General features: G+C 61.8%; 25 protein-coding genes and 1 pseudogene. 13 read left to right on the forward strand and 13 right to left on the reverse strand.

What is annotated here, in order from left to right:
• Window positions 1-6: 6 nt before the first annotated feature.
• The 10 genes from hutI to TU75_RS05830 all read left to right on the forward strand — a co-directional run bounded on the left by hutI (window position 7) and on the right by TU75_RS05830 (window position 12,248).
• The gene (gene hutI / locus TU75_RS05785; protein ID WP_060548414.1) at window positions 7-1,212 is read left to right on the forward strand and encodes an imidazolonepropionase; all 1,206 of its coding nucleotides are present in this window, start codon (window positions 7-9) and stop codon (window positions 1,210-1,212) included.
• Between the two features lie 11 nt (window positions 1,213-1,223).
• Window positions 1,224-2,024, forward strand: a complete 801-nt coding sequence (hutG, locus tag TU75_RS05790) for an N-formylglutamate deformylase (RefSeq protein WP_015373558.1) — start codon at window positions 1,224-1,226, stop codon at window positions 2,022-2,024.
• A 508-nt stretch (window positions 2,025-2,532) separates the two neighbouring features.
• The gene (gene pip, locus TU75_RS05795; protein WP_003237417.1) at window positions 2,533-3,504 is read left to right on the forward strand and encodes a prolyl aminopeptidase; all 972 of its coding nucleotides are present in this window, start codon (window positions 2,533-2,535) and stop codon (window positions 3,502-3,504) included.
• A complete protein-coding gene (dtd, locus tag TU75_RS05800) occupies window positions 3,501-3,938 on the forward strand; it encodes a D-aminoacyl-tRNA deacylase (protein WP_015373560.1) in 438 nt (145 codons plus the stop codon). The genes pip and dtd overlap by 4 nt, the downstream gene beginning before the upstream one ends.
• A gap of 266 nt (window positions 3,939-4,204) precedes the next feature.
• The gene (locus TU75_RS05805) at window positions 4,205-5,950 is read left to right on the forward strand and encodes a glucan biosynthesis protein G (RefSeq protein ID WP_003237414.1); all 1,746 of its coding nucleotides are present in this window, start codon (window positions 4,205-4,207) and stop codon (window positions 5,948-5,950) included.
• Window positions 5,943-8,513 carry a glucans biosynthesis glucosyltransferase MdoH gene (mdoH, locus tag TU75_RS05810; protein ID WP_060548415.1) on the forward strand — a complete coding sequence of 857 codons (2,571 nt, stop codon included), beginning with the start codon at window positions 5,943-5,945 and terminating at the stop codon, window positions 8,511-8,513. Before TU75_RS05805 ends, mdoH begins: the two co-directional genes overlap by 8 nt.
• Before the next feature lie 186 nt (window positions 8,514-8,699).
• Window positions 8,700-9,500, forward strand: a complete 801-nt coding sequence (locus TU75_RS05815; protein WP_060548416.1) for a transporter substrate-binding domain-containing protein — start codon at window positions 8,700-8,702, stop codon at window positions 9,498-9,500.
• A 130-nt stretch (window positions 9,501-9,630) separates the two neighbouring features.
• Window positions 9,631-10,428, forward strand: a complete 798-nt coding sequence (locus TU75_RS05820; protein ID WP_003237402.1) for a transporter substrate-binding domain-containing protein — start codon at window positions 9,631-9,633, stop codon at window positions 10,426-10,428.
• A gap of 133 nt (window positions 10,429-10,561) precedes the next feature.
• Complete coding sequence (locus tag TU75_RS05825; RefSeq protein WP_060548417.1) at window positions 10,562-11,521, forward strand: amino acid ABC transporter permease; 960 nt, start codon at window positions 10,562-10,564, stop codon at window positions 11,519-11,521.
• Window positions 11,514-12,248 (forward strand): amino acid ABC transporter ATP-binding protein, encoded by a 735-nt coding sequence (locus TU75_RS05830; RefSeq protein WP_003237400.1) that lies wholly within the window; start codon window positions 11,514-11,516, stop codon window positions 12,246-12,248. The genes TU75_RS05825 and TU75_RS05830 overlap by 8 nt, the downstream gene beginning before the upstream one ends.
• 3 nt (window positions 12,249-12,251) lie before the next feature.
• Here TU75_RS05830 and TU75_RS05835 read toward each other — a convergent pair whose 3' ends face one another.
• From TU75_RS05835 to ubiE, 12 genes and pseudogenes are all read right to left on the reverse strand, one after another.
• Window positions 12,252-14,159, reverse strand: a complete 1,908-nt coding sequence (locus tag TU75_RS05835; RefSeq protein WP_060548418.1) for a methyl-accepting chemotaxis protein — start codon at window positions 14,157-14,159, stop codon at window positions 12,252-12,254.
• A gap of 138 nt (window positions 14,160-14,297) precedes the next feature.
• Entirely contained in the window at window positions 14,298-15,170 is an 873-nt protein-coding gene (locus TU75_RS28465) for a methyl-accepting chemotaxis protein (RefSeq protein WP_370671333.1), read from the reverse strand.
• A gap of 33 nt (window positions 15,171-15,203) precedes the next feature.
• A pseudogene (locus tag TU75_RS28470) lies at window positions 15,204-16,214 on the reverse strand (methyl-accepting chemotaxis protein); the annotation flags it as partial.
• Between the two features lie 98 nt (window positions 16,215-16,312).
• Entirely contained in the window at window positions 16,313-17,020 is a 708-nt protein-coding gene (locus TU75_RS05845; RefSeq protein ID WP_003237395.1) for a 16S rRNA (uracil(1498)-N(3))-methyltransferase, read from the reverse strand.
• A complete protein-coding gene (tatC, locus tag TU75_RS05850; RefSeq protein ID WP_003237393.1) occupies window positions 17,017-17,808 on the reverse strand; it encodes a twin-arginine translocase subunit TatC in 792 nt (263 codons plus the stop codon). Before tatC ends, TU75_RS05845 begins: the two co-directional genes overlap by 4 nt.
• Window positions 17,805-18,206, reverse strand: coding sequence for a Sec-independent protein translocase protein TatB (tatB, locus tag TU75_RS05855; RefSeq protein ID WP_060548419.1), 402 nt, complete (start codon window positions 18,204-18,206; stop codon window positions 17,805-17,807). The genes tatC and tatB overlap by 4 nt, the downstream gene beginning before the upstream one ends.
• Window positions 18,207-18,216: 10 nt before the next feature.
• Complete coding sequence (locus TU75_RS05860) at window positions 18,217-18,495, reverse strand: twin-arginine translocase TatA/TatE family subunit (RefSeq protein ID WP_003237389.1); 279 nt, start codon at window positions 18,493-18,495, stop codon at window positions 18,217-18,219.
• 26 nt (window positions 18,496-18,521) lie between these two features.
• Entirely contained in the window at window positions 18,522-18,854 is a 333-nt protein-coding gene (locus TU75_RS05865; protein WP_003237387.1) for a phosphoribosyl-ATP diphosphatase, read from the reverse strand.
• A 2-nt stretch (window positions 18,855-18,856) separates the two neighbouring features.
• Window positions 18,857-19,249, reverse strand: a complete 393-nt coding sequence (hisI, locus tag TU75_RS05870; protein ID WP_003237374.1) for a phosphoribosyl-AMP cyclohydrolase — start codon at window positions 19,247-19,249, stop codon at window positions 18,857-18,859.
• Window positions 19,250-19,290: 41 nt separating this feature from the next.
• Window positions 19,291-20,895: a ubiquinone biosynthesis regulatory protein kinase UbiB gene (ubiB, locus tag TU75_RS05875; RefSeq protein ID WP_003237372.1), complete on the reverse strand. Its 1,605-nt coding sequence runs from the start codon at window positions 20,893-20,895 to the stop codon at window positions 19,291-19,293.
• A complete protein-coding gene (locus TU75_RS05880) occupies window positions 20,892-21,515 on the reverse strand; it encodes a ubiquinone biosynthesis accessory factor UbiJ (protein WP_003237370.1) in 624 nt (207 codons plus the stop codon). Before TU75_RS05880 ends, ubiB begins: the two co-directional genes overlap by 4 nt.
• Window positions 21,515-22,285 carry a bifunctional demethylmenaquinone methyltransferase/2-methoxy-6-polyprenyl-1,4-benzoquinol methylase UbiE gene (gene ubiE, locus TU75_RS05885; protein ID WP_003237369.1) on the reverse strand — a complete coding sequence of 257 codons (771 nt, stop codon included), beginning with the start codon at window positions 22,283-22,285 and terminating at the stop codon, window positions 21,515-21,517. Before ubiE ends, TU75_RS05880 begins: the two co-directional genes overlap by 1 nt.
• 144 nt (window positions 22,286-22,429) lie before the next feature.
• Here ubiE and TU75_RS05890 point away from each other — a divergent pair, with 144 nt between their 5' ends.
• The 3 genes from TU75_RS05890 (at window position 22,430) to TU75_RS05900 (ending at window position 24,099) form a co-directional block, all read left to right on the forward strand.
• Window positions 22,430-22,705, forward strand: a complete 276-nt coding sequence (locus TU75_RS05890) for a polyhydroxyalkanoic acid system family protein (protein WP_015373565.1) — start codon at window positions 22,430-22,432, stop codon at window positions 22,703-22,705.
• 101 nt (window positions 22,706-22,806) lie between these two features.
• Window positions 22,807-23,229: a phasin family protein gene (locus TU75_RS05895; RefSeq protein WP_060548420.1), complete on the forward strand. Its 423-nt coding sequence runs from the start codon at window positions 22,807-22,809 to the stop codon at window positions 23,227-23,229.
• A gap of 12 nt (window positions 23,230-23,241) precedes the next feature.
• Window positions 23,242-24,099, forward strand: a complete 858-nt coding sequence (locus TU75_RS05900; RefSeq protein WP_060548421.1) for a phasin family protein — start codon at window positions 23,242-23,244, stop codon at window positions 24,097-24,099.
• A gap of 70 nt (window positions 24,100-24,169) precedes the next feature.
• On the opposite strand, the gene TU75_RS05905 is transcribed toward TU75_RS05900, so the two are convergent.
• Entirely contained in the window at window positions 24,170-24,685 is a 516-nt protein-coding gene (locus TU75_RS05905; RefSeq protein ID WP_060548422.1) for a fimbrial protein, read from the reverse strand.
• Window positions 24,686-24,695 lie beyond the last annotated feature (10 nt).

Consider the following 24,695-nt stretch of genomic DNA (forward strand, 5'->3'; position numbering starts at 1 on the left):
GGTTGGATGAAAACCCTTTGGCAACACTGTCATGTTGCAACCATGGCTGACGGCAAGTACTCGATCATCGAGGATGCCGCCTTGGTCACCGCCCACTCGCTGATCGAATGGATCGGCCCGCGTAGCCAGTTGCCGGTGGCTGACTACGCTCAGGTGCATGACCTGCAGGGCGCCTGGGTCACCCCCGGGCTGATCGACTGCCATACCCACACGGTGTTCGGCGGCAACCGCAGCGGCGAATTCGAGCAGCGCCTTCAGGGTGTGAGCTATGCCGAGATCGCCGCTCAGGGCGGGGGCATTGCCAGCACCGTGCGCGCCACGCGTGCTGCCAGCGAAGACGAGCTGTTCGCCAGCGGCCACAAGCGCCTGCGCAGCCTGTTGAAAGACGGCGTGACCACAGTGGAGATCAAGTCCGGCTACGGCCTGGACTTGGCCAACGAACGCAAGATGCTGCGCGTGGCCCGGCGCCTCGGTGACGCGCTGCCGGTGAGCGTGCGCGCCACCTGCCTGGCCGCCCATGCGTTGCCACCGGAGTACAAGGACCGTGCCGACGACTACATCGACCACATCTGCAACGAAATGCTGCCGGCCCTGGCAGCAGAAGGCCTGGTAGACGCCGTGGATGCGTTCTGCGAATACCTGGCATTTTCCACGGAGCAAGTGGAGCGCGTGTTCAAGGTCGCCCGGCAACTGGGCCTGCCGGTCAAGCTGCATGCCGAGCAGCTCTCGTCGTTGCACGGTTCCAGTCTGGCTGCGCGCTATCACGCGCTGTCGGCCGATCACCTGGAATTCATGACCGAAGAAGACGCCATCGCCATGGCCGCCGCCGGTACCGTCGCCGTGCTGCTGCCGGGGGCGTTCTATTTTCTGCGCGAAACCCAGTTGCCGCCGATGGATGCCCTGCGCAAACATGGGGTGAAGATCGCTATCGGCAGTGACCTTAACCCCGGCACCTCGCCAGCACTGTCGCTGCGGCTGATGCTCAATATGGCATGCACCCTGTTGCGCATGACCCCGGAAGAAGCGCTGGCCGGCGCCACCCTGCATGCGGCCACCGCGCTGGGCATGGGCGACAGCCATGGTTCGCTGGAGGTGGGCAAGGTCGCTGATTTTGTCGCCTGGCAGATTGATCGCCCCGCCGACCTGGCCTACTGGCTGGGCGGCGAACTGGACAAACGCGTGGTGCGCCACGGCGTCGACGTTACTGTGTAAGGAGCATGGTTGTGGATAAGGTTCTGAACTTCAAACAAGGCCGCACCCCGCTGCTGATCAGCATGCCCCACGCTGGCCTGCGCCTCACGCCTGCGGTCGAGGCCGGATTGGTCGCCGAGGCGCAAAGCCTGCCGGACACCGACTGGCACATCCCGACGCTGTATGACTTTGCCGAGGAACTGGGCGCCAGCACGTTGTCGGCAGAATATTCACGGTTTGTCATCGACCTTAACCGGCCGTCGGACGACAAGCCGCTGTACGCGGGGGCAACAACGGGGCTGTACCCGGCGACGCTGTTCGACGGTGCGCCGTTGTTTCGCGAAGGGCTGGCGCCCTCTGAGGAGGAACGGGTGAGCTACCTGCAAAAGATCTGGGGGCCGTACCACCGTCAACTTCAGGAAGAGCTCGCGCGGCTCAAGGCCGAGTTCGGCTATGCGCTGCTGTTCGACGCGCACTCGATCCGTTCGGTAATCGCGCATCTGTTCGACGGCAAGTTGCCCGACTTCAATCTGGGCACCTTCAACGGGGCGGCCTGCGACCCGCAGCTGGCCGGCCAATTGGAAGCTATTTGCGCTCGGCATCCGCAGTACACCCATGTGCTCAACGGACGCTTCAAGGGCGGCCATATCACTCGCCACTATGGCGATCCGGCGCAGAATATCCACGCGGTGCAACTGGAGCTGTGCCAGAGCACCTATATGGAAGAGGTCGAACCATTCCGCTATCGCCCTGATCTGGCCGAACCGACGCGTGTGGTGCTCAGGCAATTGCTTGAACAGATGCTGGCCTGGGGCCGGGCGCGCTATGCATAGACACAACACAGAACGCCTGTGGAAGGGCGTGAGCCTGCGTTCGGCCAGCGTGTTCGACGGGGCGCCTCAGATCAAAAGCAAAAGCGCGGCGGCCTGTTAGAACCGACCGGTATGGGTGAGTGTGAACGCGATCAAATGTGGGAGCGGGCTTGCCCGCGAAGGCGTCGGCCCAGCAAACATTGATGTTGACTGACCCACAGATCCACTGTGGCGAGCAGGCTTGTCCTGCGTTGGGCTGCGCAGCAGCCCCAAAACCAGGCGCTGAGCCTTATCAGGTACACCGCGTGTTGCTGGATTGGGGGCGCTTCGCACCCCAACGCGGGGCAAGCCCGCTCGCCACAGGGGCTCCAGTTTGCGACGTGACAGCGCTAAGTGCCCCGCATTGGAGGGTATTCACAGCGTTGCCTGCGCAAGGACATGCTCATTGCACAATTCGGGTTTATGATGCCAGACGGCAGAATAATAGAAGTCCCCTCAGGGATGAACCCGACACCCTACGGAGCGCGCAATGCAGACTTGGTACCCGCAGATCAAACCCTACGCTCGGCACGATCTGGCTGTCGATGACACCCACACCCTGTATGTCGATGAAAGTGGCTCACCCGAAGGCTTGCCCGTGGTGTTCATCCACGGTGGCCCGGGCTCCGGTTGCGATGCGCAAAGCCGCTGCTACTTCGATCCGAACCTGTACCGCATCGTCACCTTCGACCAGCGCGGCTGCGGGCGCTCCACCCCACGCGCAAGCCTGGAAAACAACACCACCTGGGACCTGGTCGCCGACCTTGAGCGCATTCGTGAGCACCTGGGCATCGACAAATGGGTACTGTTCGGCGGCTCATGGGGCTCGACGTTGTCCCTGGCCTACGCCCAAACCCACCCCGAGCGCGTGCATGGGCTGATCGTTCGCGGCATTTTCCTGGCGCGCCCGCAGGACATTCACTGGTTCTATCAGGAAGGCGCCAGCCGCCTGTTCCCCGATTACTGGCAGGACTACCTCGCGCCGATCCCGGCGGACGAGCGCCACGACATGATTGCGGCCTACCACAAGCGTCTCACCGGCAACGACCAGATTGCCCAGATGCACGCAGCCAAGGCCTGGTCCGGCTGGGAAGGGCGCATGCTCGGCCTGTGCCCGAGCCCGCAGCATGTGGAGCGGTTCTCCGAACCGCAGCGCGCGCTGTCCATCGCGCGTATCGAGTGCCACTACTTCACCAACAACTCCTTCCTTGAACCCAACCAGCTGATTCGCGACATGCACAAGATCGCCCATCTGCCTGGCGTCATCATCCACGGTCGCTACGACATGATCTGCCCGCTGGATAACGCCTGGGAGCTGCATCAGGCCTGGCCCAACAGCGAGCTGCAAGTGATCCGCGAAGCCGGGCATGCGGCGTCCGAGCCCGGCATCACCGATGCTCTGGTGCGTGCGACCGGCGAGATGGCACGGCGCCTGCTTGATCTGCCGCCAGAAGAAGCATGAAGGGCCTGCTGCAGCGGGTGCGTGGCGCCCGGGTCGAAGTGGCGGGTGAAGTGGTAGGGGCCATTGACCAGGGGTTGCTGGTGCTGGTGGCGGTCGAGCCTTCAGATACCCCGCAAAGCGCCGACAAATTGCTGCACAAGCTGCTTAACTACAGGGTGTTCAGCGATGACGAGGGCAAGATGAACCTGTCGTTGAAGGACATTGACGGCGGCTTGCTGCTGGTGTCGCAGTTCACACTGGCGGCGGATACCAAAAGCGGGCTGCGTCCAAGCTTCAGCACGGCAGCACCGCCGGCCCTGGGCGCGGCGCTTTTTGATCACTTGTTGTTACAAGCGCAACAATTGCATGGCAAGGTGGCTTCGGGGCGTTTCGGCGCCGATATGCAGGTGCATCTGGTCAATGATGGCCCTGTGACCTTTCTGTTACAGACGTGAATGCATCAAAAACGACTTCAATGCCTAAAAAACGTGGGGTTTCGCTATAAATACTTCGTTGACCCTGATGCGTTGTCTCGCGGGCTGCTAGATAATCGCGCGCTACGGGGATCAGCGTGGTTTGGTCCAATTTGACTTATGTAGAGACTTGTCTGACGACCAGCGGGGAATCATTTTGTCCCATGGGAGTCGGAACAATGCTCGCCAACCTGGCATTTAGATAGCTGGCCGTTGGTTTTTTGATCTGTTTTCGGCGAGGGTTGCTCGTGATTGTTAGTCCCTGTAATGCACCAAAATTGTCTGCCAAACGGTTACGAAACGCACTGGTAACGGGCTCTGCCCTGTTTTGCCTGTTCGGCGCGGGTCAACTGTGGGCATTCAGTCTGGACGATGTGTCGGCCAAGGCTAAAGAGCTGGCTGGGCAGAAATACGAAGCTCCGCGCAGCAATCTGCCGAACGAATTCCGCGAAATGAAATTTGCGGACTACCAGAAAATTCGTTTCCGCAACGAAAAAGCCGAGTGGGCCGATCAGAACACCCCGTTCAAGCTGTCCTTCTATCACCAGGGTATGCACTTCGATACACCGGTGAAAATCAACGAAGTGACCGCCGACAGCGTTCAGGAAATCAAATACGACCCGTCGCGCTTCGATTTCGGCGACGTCAAGTTTGATCCAAAAGCCACCGAACAACTGGGTTACGCCGGTTTCCGTGTGCTGTACCCGATCAACCAGAACGACAAGCAAGACGAAATCATGACCATGCTCGGCGCGAGCTACTTCCGCGTCGTCGGCAAGGGCCAGACCTACGGCCTGTCCGCGCGCGGCATGGCGATCGACACTGCCTTGCCGTCCGGCGAAGAATTCCCGCGCTTCACCGAGTTCTGGATCGAGCGCCCGAAGCCGGGTGAAAAACAGCTGGTGATCTTTGCCCTGCTGGATTCGCCACGCGCCACCGGTGCCTACCGCCTGACCCTGCGCCCTGGCAGCGACACCATCGTCGACGTCAAATCGCAAATGTTCCTGCGTGACAAAGTCAGCAAGCTCGGCGTTGCACCGTTGACCAGCATGTTCCTGTTCGGTGCCAATCAGCCGTCCAAAGTGCTCAACTACCGTCGCGAGCTGCACGATTCCAGCGGCCTGTCGATCCATGCCGGCAACGGCGAGTGGATCTGGCGCCCTCTGAACAACCCTAAACACCTGTCGGTCAGCAACTTCGGTGTCGAGAACCCGCGTGGTTTCGGCCTGCTGCAACGGGGTCGCGACTTCAGCCACTATGAAGACCTCGACGACAACTACGACAAGCGCCCAAGCGCCTGGATCGAGCCGGAAGGCGACTGGGGCAAAGGCACCGTCGACCTGGTAGAGATCCCGACCGCTGACGAAACCAACGACAACATCGTTGCGTTCTGGAGCCCGGCCGAGTTGCCGAAAGTCGGCGAGCCGCTGGACGTTTCCTACCGCCTGCACTGGACCATGGACGAAAAAGCCCTGCACCCGACCGACAGCGCCTGGGTCAAGCAGACCCTGCGTTCGACCGGCGACGTCAAGCAGTCCAACCTGATCCGTCAGCCTGACGGCACCGTGGCTTACCTGGTGGACTTCGAGGGCCCGTCCCTGAAGAACCTGCCGGCCGATGCCCCGGTACGCAGCCAGGTGAGCGTTGGCGACAACGCCGAACTGGTTGAAAACAGCGTGCGCTACAACGAGCACACCAAGGGCTGGCGTTTGACCCTGCGCATGAAGATCAAGGACGCCGGCAAACCGACCGAAATGCGTGCCGCGCTGGTGCAGGACGTTGCACCGCCTGCGCCTGAGCAGGACACCAGCCACGTGCTCAAGGCTGACAAAGTTCTGGCCAAGCAACACGAGAAACAGGCCAAGAAAGACGCCAAGGAAGCGAAAGACAAGGAAGCCAAGCAGCCGGACGCCGCCCCAGCCACACCAGAACCGATCAAGACCGAACAAGTCCTGACCGAGACCTGGAGCTACCAGTTGCCAGCCGATGAGTAATTCTCAAGTCAAGCCAGAGACGTTGTCCGAGTACCTGGCGCATCTGCCGATGACCGCTGAGCAACGTGCCGAACTGGCCGGTTGTTCATCCTTCAGCGAGCTGCACGAACGCTTGTCGTCCGCCACCTTCGACGCACCGGTCGACGCTGCCCAGGCGTCGGTTGGCCGGCGCCTGACGCTCAACAGCGCCGAAGAGCTGCAGGACGCGGAAATGCTCGCGCTCGACGCCAGCGGTCGCGTGTGCCTCAAGGCCACGCCGCCGATCCGGCGCACCAAGGTCGTACCGGAGCCATGGCGCACCAATATCCTGGTGCGCGGCTGGCGCCGTATCACCGGGCGCTCCAACCCTCCCGCGCCACCGAAGGACGAGCGCGTATTGCCGGCCGCGCGCTGGCGTACTGTGGGTTCGATCCGCCGCTATATCCTGCTGGTGCTGATGCTCGGCCAGACCATCGTGGCCGGCTGGTACATGAAAGGCATCATGCCGTACCAGGGCTGGTCGCTGGTCGACTTCGACGAGATCCGCAACCAGACCCTGCTGCAAACCGCCACCCAGGTCCTGCCTTACGCCCTGCAAACCAGCATCCTGATCATGTTCGGGATTCTGTTCTGCTGGGTGTCGGCGGGTTTCTGGACCGCGTTGATGGGCTTCCTGGAGTTGCTGACCGGCCACGACAAATACCGGATCTCCGGTAAAAGCGCTGGCGATGAGCCCATTCCGAAAGACGCGCGCACTGCGCTGGTGATGCCGATCTGCAACGAAGACGTGCCGCGTGTATTCGCGGGTTTGCGCGCCACGTTCGAATCGGTGGCCGCCACCGGTGACCTGGATCGCTTCGACTTCTTCGTGCTCAGCGACAGTAACGAAGCCGACATCTGCATCGCCGAACAGCAAGCCTGGCTCGACGTATGCCGCGAAGCCGGCGGTTTCGGCAAGATCTTCTATCGCCGTCGTCGCCGTCGCGTCAAGCGCAAGAGCGGCAACCTCGACGACTTCTGCCGTCGCTGGGGCGGTGAATACAAGTACATGGTGGTGCTCGACGCCGACAGCGTGATGAGCGGCGAATGCCTGACTAGCCTGGTGCGCTTGATGGAAGCCACGCCGGATGCCGGGATCATCCAGACCGCGCCACGGGCGTCGGGCATGGACACCCTGTATGCGCGCATGCAGCAGTTCGCCACCCGTGTGTACGGCCCGTTGTTCACCGCTGGCCTGCACTTCTGGCAGCTGGGTGAATCCCACTACTGGGGTCACAACGCGATCATCCGCATGAAGCCGTTCATCGAACACTGCGCCCTGGCGCCGTTGCCAGGCAAGGGCGCGTTCGCCGGTTCCATTCTGTCCCACGACTTCGTTGAAGCCGCGCTGATGCGCCGTGCCGGCTGGGGCGTGTGGATTGCCTACGACCTGCCGGGCAGCTACGAAGAACTGCCGCCGAACCTGCTGGACGAACTCAAGCGTGACCGTCGCTGGTGCCACGGCAACCTGATGAACTTCCGCCTGTTCCTGGTCAAGGGCATGCACCCGGTGCACCGCGCGGTGTTCCTCACTGGCGTGATGTCCTACCTGTCGGCGCCGTTGTGGTTCCTGTTCCTGGTGATGTCCACGGCGTTGCTGGCGGTGAACACGCTGATGGAACCGCAATACTTCATGGCGCCGCGCCAGTTGTATCCATTGTGGCCGCAATGGCATCCGGACAAGGCAGTGGCGCTGTTCTCCACCACCATCGTGCTGCTGTTCCTGCCTAAACTGCTGAGCATCATCCTGATCTGGGCCAAGGGCGCGAAAGAGTTCGGTGGCAAGTTCAAGGTGACCCTGTCGATGCTGCTGGAGATGCTGTTCTCCATGCTGCTGGCGCCGGTGCGGATGATCTTCCACACCCGCTTCGTGCTCGCCGCGTTCCTCGGCTGGGCTGCGACCTGGAATTCGCCGCAGCGTGACGACGACTCCACACCCTGGAGCGAAGCGGTCAAGCGCCACGGCCCGCAAACCGTGCTGGGCTTCCTCTGGGCATTGCTGGTGGTGTGGTTGAACCCAAGCTTCCTGTGGTGGCTGGTGCCGATTGTCGGTTCGCTGATGCTGTCGATTCCGGTGTCGGTGATTTCCAGCCGGGTCAACCTGGGGCTCAAGTCCCGCGACGAGAGCCTGTTCCTCATCCCTGAGGAATACAACCCGCCGCAGGCGCTGCTGTCGACCGAGAAATACACCCACGAAAACCGCTGGCACGCCCTCAATGACGGGTTCGTGCGTTCGGTGGTCGACCCGCAGCAGAACGCCCTTGCCTGTGCCCTGGCGACCTCGCGGCACCGTGAAGCGGAGCCTGTCGAGTACCTGCGTGTCGAACGTGTTCGCCATGCGTTGAAAGTCGGCCCTGCCGGCCTTACCAACGCTGAGCGTGTGGCGTTGCTCAGCGACCCGGTCGCCCTGGCTCGCCTGCATGAGCAGGTATGGAGCGAAGGGCATGCCGAGTGGCTTGGCGCCTGGCGTACTTCGATCAAGGCTGATCCCCATGCGCCGTTGCTGCCACTGCAGCCGCAAGCGTCGCGGGCCCAACCGGCCTGATTCAGACGCCCCCGAGGGTTCTTCCCGGGGGCGTTTCCAACGCCGGTCCTACAGCGTTTCCGGCTTATTCCTTTAAACATTAACCCCTTGTTATTTCGAAACAAAAGACCTTTGTTCGAGACGTATTGCCGTGCCTGTGGCTGGGGTAGCATCGCCCCCCACATTCAATGCGCCACGGGGGCACTCATGATCAAAAGGTTTTGTTCGGCATTGCTGATGGGCGCAGTCGCATTGATTCACGCCGGCGTGTCGGCGGCGGGTGCGCTGGAGGATGCGGTGCGCCGCGGCGTGCTGAAAGTGGGAACCACGCCCACGTACACGCCTTTCGAAATGAAGGACAAGCAAGGGCGCATTGTCGGTTTCGAGATCGACCTGCTGCGCACCATGAGCCGTGCCCTGGGTGTCGAGCTTGAGCTGGTGGTGGTGCCGTATACGGAGTTGGTGCCGGGTCTGATGGCGAAGAAATTCGACCTCATCGGCAGCGGCATGACCGTCACCCAGGAGCGCAATCTCACGCTCAATTTCAGTGACTCCTTTATCGTGGTGGGCCAGACCGTGCTGCTGCATCCGCGTCTGGCTGGCAAGGTGTCCAGCATCGAAGACCTCGACGAGGCGGGCTATCACATTGCGGTCAATCAGGGCACTACTGGTGAGGCGGCGGCGCGACGCTTTCTGAAGACGGCCCGGTTCAGCAGTTTCGTCACCCCGGAAGAAGGCGTGCGGCAGGTGGTGGAGGGCAAGGCCGACGCGTTCATTCACGACGCCCCCTACAACCTGATCGCCATGGCGCGGCCGGAAAATGCCACTCTGCTCGCGCTGGAGCAACCGTTCACCTTTGAGCCGCTGGCGTTCGGCCTCAAAAAGGGCGACTACGACAGCGTCAACTGGATCAACCACTTTCTCAACCAGGTGGCCCAGGACGGCACCTACGATGACCTGCACGACAAGTGGTTCAAGGACACCGACTGGATGGCGGACGTTGAGTGAAGGTTCTGACGCCGACAAGATTTACCCGTGAAACCTTTGTGACAGGCAGCGAGTGAGTTAGGATCGCACCCCGAAATGGTGCAGCCCTTTTGCGCGCCGACCTTACAAGAATGGTTCAGGGGACTTGATGATGAAAAAGTATCTGTCGATGCTGATGCTCGGCGTCACCGCGCTGGTTGCCGCCACTGCGGTCCAGGCCGGCGCCATCGATGATGCGGTCAAGCGCGGCACGCTCAAGGTCGGCATGGACCCGACCTACATGCCGTTCGAGATGACCGACAAGCGCGGTGAAATCATCGGTTTCGAGGTTGATATCCTAAAGGCCATGGCCAAGTCCATGGGCGTCAAGCTGGAGCTGGTGTCCACCGGCTATGACGGCATTATCCCGGCTTTCCTCACCGGCAAGTTCGACATGATCGGCAGCGGCATGACCCTGACCCAGGAACGCAACCTGCGCCTGAACTTCAGCGAACCCTTCATCGTGGTCGGCCAGACCCTGCTGATTCGCAAGGAGTTGGAAGGCACCATCAAGTCCTACAAAGACCTCAACGACGAGAAGTACCGCCTGACCTCCAAGCTCGGCACCACCGGAGAGATGGTCGCCAAAAAGCTGATCGCCAAAGCCAAGTACCACGGCTATGACAACGAACAGGAAGGCGTGCTGGACGTGGTCAACGGCAAGGCCGATGCGTTTGTCTACGACGCACCGTACAACGTGGTCGCCGAGAAAAAGGTCGGCAACGGCAAGCTGGTGTTCCTTGACGAGCCCTTCACCTTCGAACCCCTGGCGTTCGGTCTGAAGAAGGGCGACTACGACAGTCTCAACTACATCAACAATTTCCTGCACCAGATCCGCAACGACGGCACCTACGATCGCATCCATGACAAGTGGTTCAAGAGCTCCGAGTGGCTCAAGGACATGGAATAAGCCTTAAGACCGGGTTGCCTGTATCGCAGGCACGCCAGCTCCCACTTTTTACGGTGTTCACACCTCAAACGGTGGGAGCGGGCTTGCCCGCGATGGCGGCCTGCCAGGCGACACCCCTCCTGCGGAAAGTGAAATGAAACAGAAAAAAGCCCAATGGCCCTGGCACCTGCTGACCATGGTCGTATTGGTTGGCCTGGCTGGCGCGTTGTACTACGCCACCTCACTGATGGCCTACGAGTGGCGCTGGAACCGCGTGCCGCAGTACTTCGCCTATCAGGCCGAAGAAGCGCAGCGCGCCGCCGACATCTCCACGGTCATCGACCTGGTGCGCAAGGGCGACGTCGCCGAAGTGACCCTGCGCAACGACGCCGGTGCCGAACAACGGGTGAGCGTGGCCGACAACAGCCTGCAAGTGGCGCGCGGCGATGATGTGGCCGAAGGCGATGTGATCGGGGTGAACCGCCATTGGGCGCTCGGCCCTTTGATGTGGGGCTTGTGGACCACGTTGTGGCTGTCGGTGGTCTCCGGGATCCTCGGGTTGGCGATTGGCCTGGCGACCGGGCTGTGCCGACTGTCCAGTAACCCCACCTTGCGCGACCTGTCGACGCTCTATGTCGAACTGGTGCGCGGCACGCCGCTGCTGGTGCAGATCTTCATTTTCTATTTCTTCATCGGCACGGTGCTCAACCTGTCCCGGGAGTTCGCCGGGATCGCCGCGCTGTCGCTGTTCACCGGTGCCTACGTGGCGGAAATCGTGCGGGCCGGCGTGCAGTCCATCACCCGTGGTCAGGACGAAGCCGCGCGTTCCCTCGGCCTGAGCGCCAGCCAGTCGATGCGTCACGTGGTATTGCCGCAGGCCTTCAAGCGCGTGCTGCCGCCCCTGGCCGGGCAATTTATCAGCCTGGTGAAGGACACCTCGCTGGTCTCGGTGATCGCCATCACCGAACTGCTCAAAAGTGGTCGCGAGGTGATCACCACCTCGTTCTCGCCATTCGAAATTTTGTTCTGCGTCGCAGGCCTGTACCTGCTGATCAACCTGCCGCTGTCGAAAATGGCCAGCCGGCTTGAGCGGAGGCTCGCACAAAGTGATTGAAGTCCGCGATCTGGTAAAAGTCTTTGATACCCGTGGGCAAGTGGTGCGCGCGGTCGACCACGTCACCACGCAGGTGGCCAGGGGCGAGGTGCTGGTGGTGATCGGTCCGTCCGGTTCCGGCAAGTCCACCTTCCTGCGCTGCCTCAACGGCCTGGAAGCCTTCGACTCGGGCTCGGTGAGCATCGACGGCCTGCAACTGGCCGACCCGAAGACCGATGTGAACGCCTACCGCCGCGAGGTCGGCATGGTGTTCCAGCACTTCAACCTGTTCCCGCACATGACCGTACTGGAAAACCTCTGCCTGGCGCAAAAAGTCGTGCGCAAGCGCGGTAAAAAGGAGCGCGAAGCCAAGGCCCTGGCGCTGCTGGAAAAGGTTGGCATTGCGCAAAAAGCCAACGAGTTCCCCTCACGCCTCTCCGGCGGGCAGCAACAGCGGGTGGCGATTGCCCGCGCCCTGGCCATGGAGCCCAAGGTGATGCTGTTCGACGAGCCCACCTCGGCGCTGGACCCGGAAATGGTCGGCGAAGTGCTGGACGTGATGAAAACCCTGGCCGTGGAAGGCATGACCATGGTCTGCGTCACCCACGAGATGGGCTTTGCCCGCGAAGTGGCGGACCGGGTGCTGTTCTTCGACCACGGCAAGTTGCTCGAAGACGCGGCACCGTCCGAATTTTTTGCCGCGCCCAGGGACCCGCGCGCCCAGGCGTTTTTGCGTCAGGTCCTGTAGCCGTCAGACCTTGAACCGCTCGACGTACTGCTGCAGGCTCACCCCCAGCCGTGCCAGCTCGATACTCGCCGTTGCCGTCTGTTCACTGGCGGTGGCGGTTTGCTCCGAGGCGTCGCGCACTTTCAACACACTGCGATTGATCTCTTCGGCCACTGCGCTCTGCTGTTCGGCCGCCGCTGCAATCTGCGGATTCATGTCCTGAATAACCGCCACGGTGCGGGCGATCTCCATCAGCGCATCGCCGGCGTTGCGTGCCAGGCCGACGCTGCTGTCGGTGAGCGTGCGACTGTGGTCCATGATGTCGGCCACTTGCTGTGTGCCGCTGTGCAGGCCGCTGATCAGCCCTTCGATTTCCTCCGCAGACTGCTGGGTACGCTGGGCCAGTGTGCGTACTTCGTCGGCGACCACCGCAAACCCCTGACCGGCTTCGCCGGCGCGCGCCGCTTCGATGGCGGCGTTGAGCGCCAGCAGGTTGGTCTGCTGCGAGACGGACTTGATCACGTCCAGCACGCTGCCGATTTTCTGGCTTTCCCGTTGCAGCGCCAGCATGGCCTGGCTTGAGCGTGCCATTTCATGGGCCAGGTGTTCGATTTGCGCCACGGCACCGGTCACTACTTGATCGCCGATTTCGGTCTGTTGATTGGCCGCACCGGCAGCAATTGAAGCCTGCTCGGCATGCCGAGCGACTTCCTGAGCGGTGGCCAGCATCTGGTTCATGGCGGTCGCCACCTGCTCGGTTTCCGCGCGCTGATGGTTCACCCCGGCGCGCGTTTGCTCGGTGACCGTGGACAGCTCCTCGGCCGCGCTGGCGACTTGTCGTGCGTTGTCGCTGATGTTGCCGATCAGCGCGCGCAGGTTCGCCGTCATCTGGTTCATGCTGCGTTGCAACTGGCCCAGCTCGTCCTTGCGCCGGGTCTGCAGGTCGTCGCTGAGGTCGCCCTGGGCAATGCGGTTGGCCATCGACAGTGCCATGCGCAGCGGCTCGACGATTTGCCTGGCAATCAGCCACGCCGCCAGCGCGCCGAACAGCAGGGCGGCAGCGGTGATGAGCAAGGTATGGGTGCGCGCCTGCTCGGCCTCGCGGTCGCGGCGCTGGGTCTGGTCCTGGCTTAACAGATCGCTTTGCCCGAGCAATTGATCCAGCAATGTCTCCAACTGCGTTTGCCCGGCTTCGGTGCTCAATTGAGTGTCCTTGAGCCGTGTGAGGTGGGTGCGCATGCCTTGCACGGTGGTGTTCAACAGGGTGCTGTTGACCGGCAGCTTCGCCACGGCGGCCTGGGCCGTTTCGAGACCGCGCTCGGCATCGCTGACCGATTGTGCATAAGCCTCCAGTGAACTGGCGGCCCAGGCCGGGCTTTGCGCACGGTCGTCGGCCTGTTCGATGGCCTGGCGCAGGTCTTCCACGGCATCCAGGGCTTTTTGATCGTCCTGATCCGGCAGGTCGCTGGCCAATTGCGTCAACACATCACCGGTCTGCGAGGCAGTCTCCTTGAGTTTTTCGCGGGCGGCCTCGCGCTGCTCAACCAGCGTCGGCACCTCCTTGAGTCGCGCTTTGAAGGTGCTGGAAAGACGGGTCATCTCCTGATGGTACTCGGCCGCCTTGGGCGCCTGGAGTCGGCCGGGAAGCTCGGTCAGCAGGTCATCGATTTTCTGCATGCCCGTGCCCAGCTTGTTGAGGCTGTCGGCATTGTTCAGGGTTCGGTAAACAATGCGGTCTGCCCGCAGCTCTTCACCGGCCACCGCCAATTGCGACAGCAGCGTGAGCGTTTGTGAACGGTAGCGGGACGCCTCCAGGGCTTGCCAGCCCGTTGTGGCAATCACAAGGCTCAGGGCAAGTACCAGGGAAAACCCCAGGATCAGTTTGAAGGTGACACTTATATCACCCAGCAGATGAGTCATTCGACGAAGCATGATCGACCTCCAACGAGAGAGTAACCGGCGTGGTTAAACGCTAGTCCCATCGATGGTCGGTCGGGCCTGATAAATGCGTAGGAAATTTCAGAGGTGGCAGGCGGCGACCGAGAACCGGTCGCCGCACAGGCAGATGCGTCAGACCCGGAAGCGGCTGACCAATGCTTGCAGATGGGTGCCCAGACGCGCCAGCTCGGTACTCGAAGCGGCGGTTTCTTCGCTGGCCGCAGCGGTCTGCTCCGAGATGTCGCGCACGTTCAGCACACTGCGGTTGATCTCTTCAGCCACGGCACTTTGCTGCTCGGCGGCGGTGGCGATCTGCGAGTTCATCGCCTGGATGGTCGACACCGTCAGGGTGATGCTCGACAGGGCAGTGCCGGCGCGACGGGTCAGCTCGACGCTGCTGTCGGTGAGGCCACGGCTGTTGTCCATGATGGTTGCCACTTGCTGGGTACCGCTCTGCAGGCCGACGATCAGCTCGGCGATCTCCTCGGTGGACTTCTGGGTACGCTGCGCCAGGCTGCGCACTTCGTCGGCTACCACGGCAAAACCCCGTCCGGCCTCACCCGCACGGGCGGCCTCGATGGCGGCGTTGAGCGCGAGCAGGTTGGTCTGCTGGGCCACGGATTTGATCACGTCGAGCACGCTGCCGATCTTGTCGCTCTCACGCTGCAGATGGCCCATGGCCTCGGTGGAACTGCCGACCTCGGCGGCCAGGCGTTCGATCTGGGCGATGGCTTGCGCCACCACCTTGTCGCCTTCACGGGCCTGCTGGTCGGCAGCCACGGCGGCTTCGGAAGCCTCTTCGGCGTTGCGCGCGACTTCCTGTACGGTGGCGGCCATTTCGTTCATGGCGGTGGCCACCTGGTCGGTCTCGACCTTCTGGCTGTTGACCCCGGCACTGGTCTGTTCGGTAACGGCTGACAGTTGCTCGGCCGCGCTGGCGATCTGGGTCACGCCGTCGCTGATGCCCCCGATCAACGCGCGCAGGCCCAGGGTCATGCTTTGCATGGCCCGTTGCAGTTGGCCCAGTTCGTCCTTGCGGCCGGACTCCAGGTTGTGGCTCAAATCGCCGGAGGCCACGCGCTCGGCGACCTGCAGGGTCTGGTTGAGCGGGATGATGATCTGACGGGTGATCGCCCAGGCGGCGAACAGGCCCACGATCAATGCCAGCGCGGCAGCCAGCAGCAGCAGGTATTTGGCTTGCGCGGCATCCCGGTCGCGCACGGCGGTCTGCGACACGGTGAGCTTTTCGCTGTGCCCCATCAGAATATCGCCCTGGGCGGTGATGGTTTTCAACGCAGCGGCGGCGGCCGTCTGGGAGTCACGGTATTGGCTAACGGCGGCGCGGTAGGCCTGCAGCGACACGCCGGCCTGTTGCAGGTTGGTCTGGTACTGCGCCGGCAGTTGGCCTTCGAGCTCGCTGGCTTTCTTGAGGGCGTTGTCGATGGCATCCAGCGCCGGTTGCTCGGCCTCGACCTTGCCGCTGTAGGTGTAGCCGCGCACCTGGAAGCGTGCCTGCTGGATCAGTTTGCTCAAGCTCACCACGCTGTTGAACTGGCTGACGCTGTCGCCTTGCAGCAGTGAGGCTTCGACCTCGCTGACCTTGGCCACCGCATTGTCAGCGGTGTCGCCCAGTTTGCTGCGTGCGCCTTCACGCTTGAGCCCGGCCTGGACCATGCCAGCGAAGGCCTTTTTGTACTGGCTCAAGGCTTCCTGCTGCTGTTCGACCAGGACCTTGTCTTCGGGTTGTTCGATCAATTGCGCGGCTTTTTTCAGGCCGTCGTCCAACTGTGCGATCAGGCTGTCGACCGCGCCGGTGCCTTGCTCGCCGCGCCGCATTTCGAAGTCCAGGCGCGCCAGACGCAGGTCCTTGGTCACGCCGTTGAGGCTGGAGATATAACCCAGCTTGTCACCCCGACCGATCACATCGCCCACGCTGGTCCAGCCGGTGAAGGTGATCATTAACGTCAGCACCAATACCAGGCCGAAGCCCACGCCCAGTTTGGTTTTGACGCTGACATTGCCCAGCTTTTCGGCTAACCGACGATACATGTTGCAAACTCCCCTGTAACAAGGCTTGGACTTATCGAGGAGCTATCGGCCGGTGCTCAGGATTCTGTAGCAACATAACTGCCGTGGGAGGGCTTTTTTTAGAAAAGGCGGGAGAGCAGGGCGGTGACGGCGGTTTCGACGCGCAGAATGCGCGCGCCCAGTTGCACCGGTTGCAGGCCGGCCTTGGTCAGCAGGTCCACCTCGTAGGGGATCCAGCCGCCTTCTGGGCCAATGGCCAGCGTCACGGACTCGTCGAGTCCGCGCGGGCAGGGCGGATAATCGCCGGGGTGGCCGATCAGGCCGAGGGTGCCCTCGGTCATGGCCGGCAGGCGATCTTCCACGAACGGCTTGAAGCGCTTCTCGATGATGATCTGCGGCAGCACCGTGTCCCGCGCCTGTTCCAGGCCGAGAATCAGTTGCTCGCGTACCGCGTCAGGCTCCAGGAACGGCGTCTGCCAAAAGCTTTTTTCCACCCGGTAACTGTTGAGCAGCACCACCTTCGGCACACCCATGGCGGCTACGGTTTGCAGCACGCGGCGCAGCATCTTGGGACGCGGCAAAGCCAGCAGCAGGGTCAGCGGCAGTTTGGCCGGTGGCGGCTGGTCGAAGCTGACGTGCAGCTCGGCCTCGGCAGCCTCCAGACGCAGCAAGTGTGCGTTGCCCATCAACCCGCCGATGCGTCCAACGCGCAAGCTGTCGCCAACGGCGGCACGGTGGACGTCTTGCATGTGCACCAGGCGCCGGTCGCGCAGCACCACACGGTCGGCCGCGATGAAGTCGGCCTCCTCAAGCAGCAGCAGGTTCACGGCTGGGTCGCTGGCGGCTGGTCGTCGTCGGCGGGCTGGTCTTCGGGGTGTTCGCCACGCTTGCTGATCAAACCGCTGAACAGGATGCCGATCTCGAACAGCATCCACATCGGCACGGCCAGCAGGGTCTGGGAGAAGATGTCCGGCGGCGTGAGGATCATGCCCACCACAAAGCAGCCGATGATCACATACGGGCGGATCTTCTTCAGGTACTTCACGTCGACCACGCCGATCCACACCAGCAGCACCACGGCCACCGGGATCTCGAACGCCACGCCGAAGGCGAAGAACAGCGTCATCACAAAATCAAGGTAGCTGGTGATGTCGGTCATCATTTCCACCCCGGCCGGGGTGGCGGCGGCGAAGAACTTGAAGATCAGCGGGAACACCAGGAAGTAGGCGAAAGCCATGCCGGTGTAGAACAGCAGAATGCTCGACACCAGCAACGGCACCGCAATGCGCTTCTCGTGCTTGTACAGGCCCGGCGCAATAAAACCCCAGATCTGATGCAGGATCACCGGGATCGCCAGGAACAGCGAGACCATCATGGTCAGCTTCAACGGCGTGAGGAACGGCGAGGACACATCGGTGGCGATCATCGTCGCGCCCACCGGCAGGTACTGACGCAGGGGCGTGGAAACGAAGGTGTAGATCTGCTGGGTAAAGGCGAACAGCCCGGCAAAAATGATGAAGATCGCCGCCACGCAACGCAGCAGGCGGGTACGCAGCTCGGTGAGGTGCGAGACCAGCGGCATGTGCTGGTCGTTTTCCGGTTTATCAGCGCTCATGGGGCTCGCGGCGGCAATGTAGGGTCATGGGGAGCGGGCGCTGCAACAGGCGCCGGCACAGGCTCGGTGGGAACGGTCGGTGGCGCGGGCGGGGTTTCAATCACCGGTGCGATGCTGTTGGCCGCAGGCTCCGCCGGTTTGGCGGGCTCCTGCACCGGCGTCAGGATTTTGCGCGCCTCCTGCTCCAGCGACAGGATGTGTTCGTTGTGCAACTGACGGCGGATTTCGTCGGCGCCGATTTCCCGTTCAACTTCCTGTTTGATCGCATTGAAACTGCGTTTCAGGCGACCGATCCACAGGCCCGCCGTGCGTGCTGCACCGGGCAACCGTTCCGGCCCCAGCACCAGCAAGGCAACCAGGCCGACGAGGAGCAGTTCAGAGAAGCTGATACCAAACATTAGTCAGTACTCACAGGTCTTTGCGGGTCGGCTCTTCGACTTTCTCAGCCTGCACGTCGAACGTACGACGCTCGGTGATCGGCTGGGTGGCCTGCGGGTGCACGGGCTGGGCCGGCGGCACGGGATTGACCACGGGGTCGGCCGGTTTTTCATCGTCGTTCATGGCCTTGCGAAAGCCCTTGATCGACTCGCCGACGTCGGTGCCCAGGTTCTTGAGTTTCTTGGTGCCGAATACCAGCACCACCACCACCAGAATGACGATCCAGTGTTTCCAGTCAAAAATGCCCATGCTGCAAATCCTCCAGTCTTAGTTATTCAAGCGGACGGGCGCGAGGCCTTTTCGACGTGCCCGGACAAACCGAAGCGACGGTCCAGCTCATCCAGCACGGCCTGTGGATGCTGCCCCAGTTGGGCGAGCATCACCAGGCTATGAAACCACAGGTCGGCGGTTTCATAGATGACATCGCTGCAATCACCGCTGATCTGCGCATCCTTGGCGGCAATGATCGTCTCGACGGATTCTTCGCCGAGCTTTTCCAGAATCTTGTTCAGGCCCTTGTGGTAAAGGCTGGCGACATAGGAACTGTCGGCGTCCGCGCCTTTGCGCGCTTCCAGCACCTGGGCCACACGGTTGAGGGTATCGCTCATGTTCAGTGTCCTGCCGGGTAGATGGCGTGCGGGTCTTTGAGCACCGGCTCGACCACTTTCCACTCGCCGTTCTCGAACACGCGGTAGAAGCAGCTGTGACGCCCGGTGTGGCAGGCGATGCCGCCGATCTGCTCGACCTTGAGGATCACCACGTCGCCGTCGCAGTCCAGGCGCAGCTCGTGCAGGGTTTGCACATGCCCGGACTCCTCGCCCTTACGCCACAGTTTGCCACGCGAACGTGACCAGTAAATGGCGCGCTGCTCGGCGGCGGTCAGGCTCAGGGCCTCGCGGTTCATCCAGGCCATCATCAATACGCGCCCGGTCTTGTAGTCCTGGGCAATGGCCGGCACCAGGCCGTCACTGTCCCACTTGATCTCGTCCAGCCAGTCTTTCATGTTCGGCTCCGGCAATTTGCGACAGTGTATAACCGGATGGGCTATCGACGCACGATCAGATAAATACCCACGGCCACCATCACACCGGCCGGCCAGAAGCCCAGCTGGTTCAATGGCCCGACGATGGCGAGCATCACGCCGCCCACCAGGTGCGTGGCGCCAAGCAGGCGCAGGAACCAGTCGTCCTTGCGCTTGCGCCACGGCGGCTCCGGGTCCCTGGCATGGGGCTGGGACATGCGCTCGAGCAGGTCACGGGTCATGTTGGCCAGATGGGGCAGTTGCTCCATCTGGCTGTACATATTGCCGATCATGGTCTTGGGGCTCATGCGCTCGCGCATCCAGCGCTCCAGGAACGGTTGGGCGGTGTTCCACAAGTCGAGGTCCGGGTACAGCTGGCGGCCCAGGCCTTCGATGTTGAGCAGGGTTTTTTGCAGCAAGACCAACTGCGGCTGCACTTCCATGTTGAAGCGCCGCGCGGTCTGGAACAGGCGCATCAGCACCTGACCGAAAGAAATATCCTTTAACGGCTTTTCAAAGATCGGCTCGCACACCGTGCGGATCGCCGCTTCGAACTCGTTGAGCTTGGTTTCCGCCGGCACCCAGCCCGAATCGATGTGCAACTGTGCCACGCGGCGGTAGTCACGCTTGAAGAAGGCAAACAGGTTGCGCGCCAAGTAGTCCTGGTCTTCCGGGGTGAGGCTTCCGACGATGCCGCAGTCGATCGCGATGTATTGCGGGCTCCACGGGGTAACGGTGCTGACGAAAATGTTGCCGGGGTGCATGTCGGCGTGGAAGAAGCTGTCGCGAAATACCTGGGTGAAGAAAATCTCCACACCGCGCTCGGCGAGCATCTTCATGTCGGTGCGCTGGTCGGCCAGGGCGGCGAGGTCGGTGACCTGCAGGCCGTAGATGCGCTCCATCACCAGTACTTTTGGGCGGCACCAGTCCCAATACACTTGCGGCACGTACAGCAGTTGTGAGCCTTCGAAGTTGCGGCGCAGCTGGCTCGAGTTGGCGGCTTCGCGCAGCAGGTCGAGTTCGTCGTAGATGGTTTTTTCATAGTCAGCGACCACGTCCACCGGGTGCAGCAGGCGCGCATCGGCGGAGAAGCGTTCGGCGGCGCGGGCGAGGACGAACAGCCACGCCAGGTCCTGACCGATGACCGGCTTGAGGCCCGGGCGAATCACTTTCACCACGACTTCTTCGCCGGTCTTGAGCTGTGCGGCGTGCACCTGTGCAACCGAGGCCGATGCCAGCGGTTCGACGTCGAACCGGCTGAACACCTCGCTGATCTTCTTGCCCAGCTGCGACTCGATCAGCGCCATCGACTGTTGCGAGTCGAACGGCGGCACGCGGTCCTGCAGCAGCATCAGTTCGTCGGCGATGTCTTCGGGCAACAGGTCGCGGCGAGTGGAAAGAATCTGCCCGAACTTGATGAAGATCGGTCCCAGGTCCTGCAATGCCAAGCGCAGGCGCGCGCCACGGCTGAGCTCGAGCTTTTTGCGCGGCAACCAGCGCCACGGCAGCACATAGCGCACCGCCAACAAAAACCACGGCAGTGGCAAGGCGAACAGCAGGTCATCGAGGCGGTAGCGCATGACCACGCGCTGGATACGAAACAAACGGCGGACGGCGAGCAGCTTCATGCGTTATCGCTTGGATCAAGGGAACGGCTCAGGCGCTCGAAGCGTGCCTCAAGGCGTTCCAGGTCGATTTTGGCCTTGTCGAGTTCACGAAAGCGCGCTTGCGCTTCTCGCTCCCCGACCAGGGTGCGCGCTTCTTCGCTCAGGTATTCGGCGAGGTTCTGGTTAAGGCTGGCAAACCCCTGTTGATACCACTGCGCGCGGCTGCGCAGGTGCCCGCTGATCAGTGGGGTGGCCACCGGGCCGAGCCAGCGCGACAGCTCGTATTCCCAGTCCAGTTCAAGGTCCTGCAACACGGCGGCGAGATCCATCAGCACCGCGCTTTCGCCTTCCAGGTGTACCTGCGGGCTGTGCAGGATGGCAGTCTTGTTGCGGCTCAGGGCCAGGTTCAACAGGCTGGAGGCCGGTGCGCGCAGGGTGCAGTCGGCTTCGGCAGCCCATTGTGTGGCGAGCAGCAGGCCTTCGTCGCTGGGCAGGATGAACAGTTGCAGGGCGGGACGGGTGCAATCGACGGCGATCACCTTGCCGTTCAAGTGCCCCAGCCGCGCCAGGGCGGTACTGTCCAGGCGCAACACACGGTTGAGGCCGCGCTCGACGCCGGCAAGAAGGCCCGCGAGCAGCATCAGGGTTTGATGCCGCGGTGCAGGGCGACGATACCCGAGGTCATGTTGTGGTAGGTCACGCGGTCGAAACCGGCTTCCACCATCATCGACTTGAGGGTTTCCTGATCGGGGTGCATGCGGATCGACTCGGCCAGGTAGCGATAGCTCTCGGCGTCATTGGTGATCAGCTTGCCCATCAGCGGCATGAAGGCGAACGAGTAGGTGTCGTAGACCTTGGACATCAGCGCATTGGTCGGCTTGGAGAATTCGAGCACCAGCAGACGACCGCCCGGCTTGAGTACGCGCAGCATCGAGCGGATCGCGTCTTCCTTGCGGGTCACGTTGCGCAGGCCGAAAGCGATGGTCACGCAGTCGAAATGGTTGTCCGGGAACGGCAGTTTTTCCGCGTCGGCCTGGACGAACTCGATGTTGTCGGCCACGCCCTTGTCCAGCAGGCGATCACGGCCGACCTTGAGCATCGACCCGTTGATGTCCGCCAGCACCACCTGACCGGTGGGGCCGACCAGCCTGGAGAATTTGGCCGCCAGATCGCCCGTGCCGCCGGCGATGTCCAGCACGCGGTTGCCGGTGCGTACGCCTGACAACTCGATGGTGAAGCGCTTCCACAGGCGGTGCATGCCGCCCGACAGCACGTCGTTCATCAGGTCGTACTTGGCCGCCACGGAGTGGAACACCTCAGCGACCTTTTCCGCTTTCTGGCTTTGCGGGACGTTCTTGAAGCCGAAGTGAGTGGTGGGTTCGGCATCGCTGCCTTTGCGCTGATCAGTCATATCGCTGTCACCAAAAGAGAATGCGGCACATGATAATCCCCAGGGCCTGCTTTGTCTTGGCAAGGCTGAAGGTAAGATAGGTGCTTATCGAGACCCTTTGCTGCATCGAAGGTTTCTCAGCCCCTCATGAAAGGAGTCATTGGCATGGCCCGTATAACCGTTGAGCGTGAGCATTCCCTGGGTAAGCAAGGGGCGCGGGCGAAGGCCGACACGCTGGCGCAGAAACTCAATGACAAGTATGGCGTGGAGTCGTCGTGGTCCGGCGACACCTTGAACCTCAAGCGCTCGGGGGTTAAAGGCACGGTTGAAGTGGATGATGATTCATTGCGCATCAACGTGGAGTTGGGCCTGTTGATGTCGGCCATGAGTGGCACGCTTAAATCCGAGATCGAGAAAGCACTGGACAAGGCGTTGGCCTGATCGATTGCACTTAGGGTGTCGATTCTAATTTTCCAGCCTACTGTGTGCGCAAGCCCTCAACGACTGCGGGCCGATTCCCGTCCTGACTTGTGAGGTGCACCATGGCCAACGTTGTGCTGCGAAAAAAAATCGATGTTCAGACCCCTGCCGTCAGTGGCGTCAAGCGTTATGCCCGCAAGATCTGGCTGGCGGGCCTTGGCGCTTATGCGAGGGTCGGCAACGAGGGCGGCGAGTACTTCAAGGAACTCGTCAAGAGCGGTCAACGTATTGAAAGTAAAAGCAAAAAAGTTGCAGTTGAACAAGTGGGCGCGGATAACAGTCATATCCACCAAGTAAAGAGTTATGTCTCAAACGTCAAAGATCTGGTTGAAGTTCAACTGGCTAACGTTGAAAGCGCTTTTGACTCGCGTGTTGCAAGTGCCTTGAATCGGATCGGCATTGCGTCTAAACATGACGTTGAGACACTCTCTGCTAAGCTCGAAGAGCTGACGGCATTGCTCGAACGTGTCGCGCGTAAACACTAAGGAGACACCGGAATGGCTGTTAAAAAGACTACTCAGAAAGAAAGCAGCTCGTGGGTCGGGGAAGTTGAAAAATATTCCCGCAAGATCTGGCTTGCTGGTTTAGGCGTGTATTCGAAGGTGAGCAGTGACGGCGGCAAGTACTTCGAGACGCTGGTTAAAGACGGCGAAAAAGCCGAGAAGTTGACCAAGACTTCAGTGGGTAAAAAAGTCGACGCGGCAAAGGCCACCGCCGGCTCTGCCAAGTCGAGCATTTCCGACACCTGGGGCAAGCTGGAAGAGACGTTCGACAAGCGCCTCAACAGTGCCATCTCGCGACTTGGCGTACCGAGCAAGGCAGAGCTGAAAACCCTGCACAGCAAGGTTGATACCCTGACCCGCCAGCTTGAAAAACTCACGGGTGCCAAGGCGACGCCTGTGAAAGCAGCGGCTGCCAAGCCGGCGGCTAAAACGGCAGCGGCCAAACCTGCCGCAAAAAGTGCTGCCAAGCCTGCGGCGAAGGCTCCGGCTAAAGCGGCCGCCAAGCCGGCTGCAAAAACCGCAGCGGCCAAACCGGCCAGCAAGCCGGCGGCCAAACCGGTGGCAGCCAAACCCGCCGCCAAGCCTGCAGCAGTGAAGACTGCGGCAAAACCTGCGGCCAAAACTGCTGCGAAACCTGCAGCAAAAACCGCTGCCGCCAAGCCAGCTGCGAAACCTGCCGCAGCCAAACCTGCCGCCAAGCCAGCAGCCAAACCAACAGCCGCCAGGAAACCTGCAACTGCGAAGACGCCGGCCGCCGCCAAGCCTGCCAGCTCTGCCGCCAACTCGGTCTCTGCGCCTGCTGCAACGCCGACTGCAACGCCGGTAACCCCGACGCCCTCCAGTCAGTCCTGATTTTCCAGGGCACACAAAAACGCCCGGCCTGCGAAGGTCGGGCGTTTTTGCATTCACGGCCTGAGCATCATCAGTTGTAAGTAATCGACACCGTTACCGCGCTGGCCAGCGTACCGTGGGTGATCGGCTTGCCGGTCTTGTGATACGCCGCTTTCAGCGCCAGCACCGCCTTTTTGTCACTCGTGGCAATCGTGCGGCTGCGTTGTGCTGGTGTTCCGTTGGCTGGCAAGGCTTGCCCGCTGGACAGCCCGAGCGCCGTGCCCGCCGACGTCCCGGTATTGGCAAAGAGCACGGGGTTGTCGGTCGACGGCGTGCCCGCGAACAGGAAAATCACATTTTTGACGTCCGAGTCGCAGTCGGCGGCCAGCTCGAAGTCATGTTCGCCGGCGGACATGGCGGTATCGAAGTCTGACACTTTGACCGGCGGCAGGGTGATGGTGCGATTCACATCCCCGGCGATCAGGTTGCAGGTGCCGGCATTGACCACACCGGCAAAGGTCAGGGTGCCCGTTGTGGCCGCCAGTGCATCATGGGTCGCCAGGCTGGCCGTCACGGCCAGCAGCAGGGAGAGTTTGGAAAGGTTCATCAAAGGTCCT

Origin of the sequence: Pseudomonas poae, assembly GCF_001439785.1 — a bacterium.
Lineage (GTDB): Bacteria > Pseudomonadota > Gammaproteobacteria > Pseudomonadales > Pseudomonadaceae > Aquipseudomonas > Aquipseudomonas poae.

What these genes read in the sequence shown, in the direction of transcription:
- hutI (WP_060548414.1), top strand. Translation starts at nt 7, where the DNA reads ATGAAAACCCTTTGGCAACACTGTCATGTTGCAACCATGGCTGACGGC.
- pip (WP_003237417.1), top strand. Translation starts at nt 2,533, where the DNA reads ATGCAGACTTGGTACCCGCAGATCAAACCCTACGCTCGGCACGATCTG.
- dtd (WP_015373560.1), top strand. Translation starts at nt 3,501, where the DNA reads ATGAAGGGCCTGCTGCAGCGGGTGCGTGGCGCCCGGGTCGAAGTGGCG.
- mdoH (WP_060548415.1), top strand. Translation starts at nt 5,943, where the DNA reads ATGAGTAATTCTCAAGTCAAGCCAGAGACGTTGTCCGAGTACCTGGCG.
- TU75_RS05815 (WP_060548416.1), top strand. Translation starts at nt 8,700, where the DNA reads ATGATCAAAAGGTTTTGTTCGGCATTGCTGATGGGCGCAGTCGCATTG.
- TU75_RS05820 (WP_003237402.1), top strand. Translation starts at nt 9,631, where the DNA reads ATGAAAAAGTATCTGTCGATGCTGATGCTCGGCGTCACCGCGCTGGTT.
- TU75_RS05825 (WP_060548417.1), top strand. Translation starts at nt 10,562, where the DNA reads ATGAAACAGAAAAAAGCCCAATGGCCCTGGCACCTGCTGACCATGGTC.
- TU75_RS05835 (WP_060548418.1), bottom strand. Translation starts at nt 14,159, where the DNA reads ATGCTTCGTCGAATGACTCATCTGCTGGGTGATATAAGTGTCACCTTC.
- TU75_RS28465 (WP_370671333.1), bottom strand. Translation starts at nt 15,170, where the DNA reads ATGCAAAGCATGACCCTGGGCCTGCGCGCGTTGATCGGGGGCATCAGC.
- tatC (WP_003237393.1), bottom strand. Translation starts at nt 17,808, where the DNA reads ATGAGCGCTGATAAACCGGAAAACGACCAGCACATGCCGCTGGTCTCG.
- tatB (WP_060548419.1), bottom strand. Translation starts at nt 18,206, where the DNA reads ATGTTTGGTATCAGCTTCTCTGAACTGCTCCTCGTCGGCCTGGTTGCC.
- TU75_RS05860 (WP_003237389.1), bottom strand. Translation starts at nt 18,495, where the DNA reads ATGGGCATTTTTGACTGGAAACACTGGATCGTCATTCTGGTGGTGGTG.
- TU75_RS05865 (WP_003237387.1), bottom strand. Translation starts at nt 18,854, where the DNA reads ATGAGCGATACCCTCAACCGTGTGGCCCAGGTGCTGGAAGCGCGCAAA.
- hisI (WP_003237374.1), bottom strand. Translation starts at nt 19,249, where the DNA reads ATGAAAGACTGGCTGGACGAGATCAAGTGGGACAGTGACGGCCTGGTG.
- ubiB (WP_003237372.1), bottom strand. Translation starts at nt 20,895, where the DNA reads ATGAAGCTGCTCGCCGTCCGCCGTTTGTTTCGTATCCAGCGCGTGGTC.
- TU75_RS05880 (WP_003237370.1), bottom strand. Translation starts at nt 21,515, where the DNA reads ATGCTGCTCGCGGGCCTTCTTGCCGGCGTCGAGCGCGGCCTCAACCGT.
- ubiE (WP_003237369.1), bottom strand. Translation starts at nt 22,285, where the DNA reads ATGACTGATCAGCGCAAAGGCAGCGATGCCGAACCCACCACTCACTTC.
- TU75_RS05890 (WP_015373565.1), top strand. Translation starts at nt 22,430, where the DNA reads ATGGCCCGTATAACCGTTGAGCGTGAGCATTCCCTGGGTAAGCAAGGG.
- TU75_RS05895 (WP_060548420.1), top strand. Translation starts at nt 22,807, where the DNA reads ATGGCCAACGTTGTGCTGCGAAAAAAAATCGATGTTCAGACCCCTGCC.
- TU75_RS05900 (WP_060548421.1), top strand. Translation starts at nt 23,242, where the DNA reads ATGGCTGTTAAAAAGACTACTCAGAAAGAAAGCAGCTCGTGGGTCGGG.
- TU75_RS05905 (WP_060548422.1), bottom strand. Translation starts at nt 24,685, where the DNA reads ATGAACCTTTCCAAACTCTCCCTGCTGCTGGCCGTGACGGCCAGCCTG.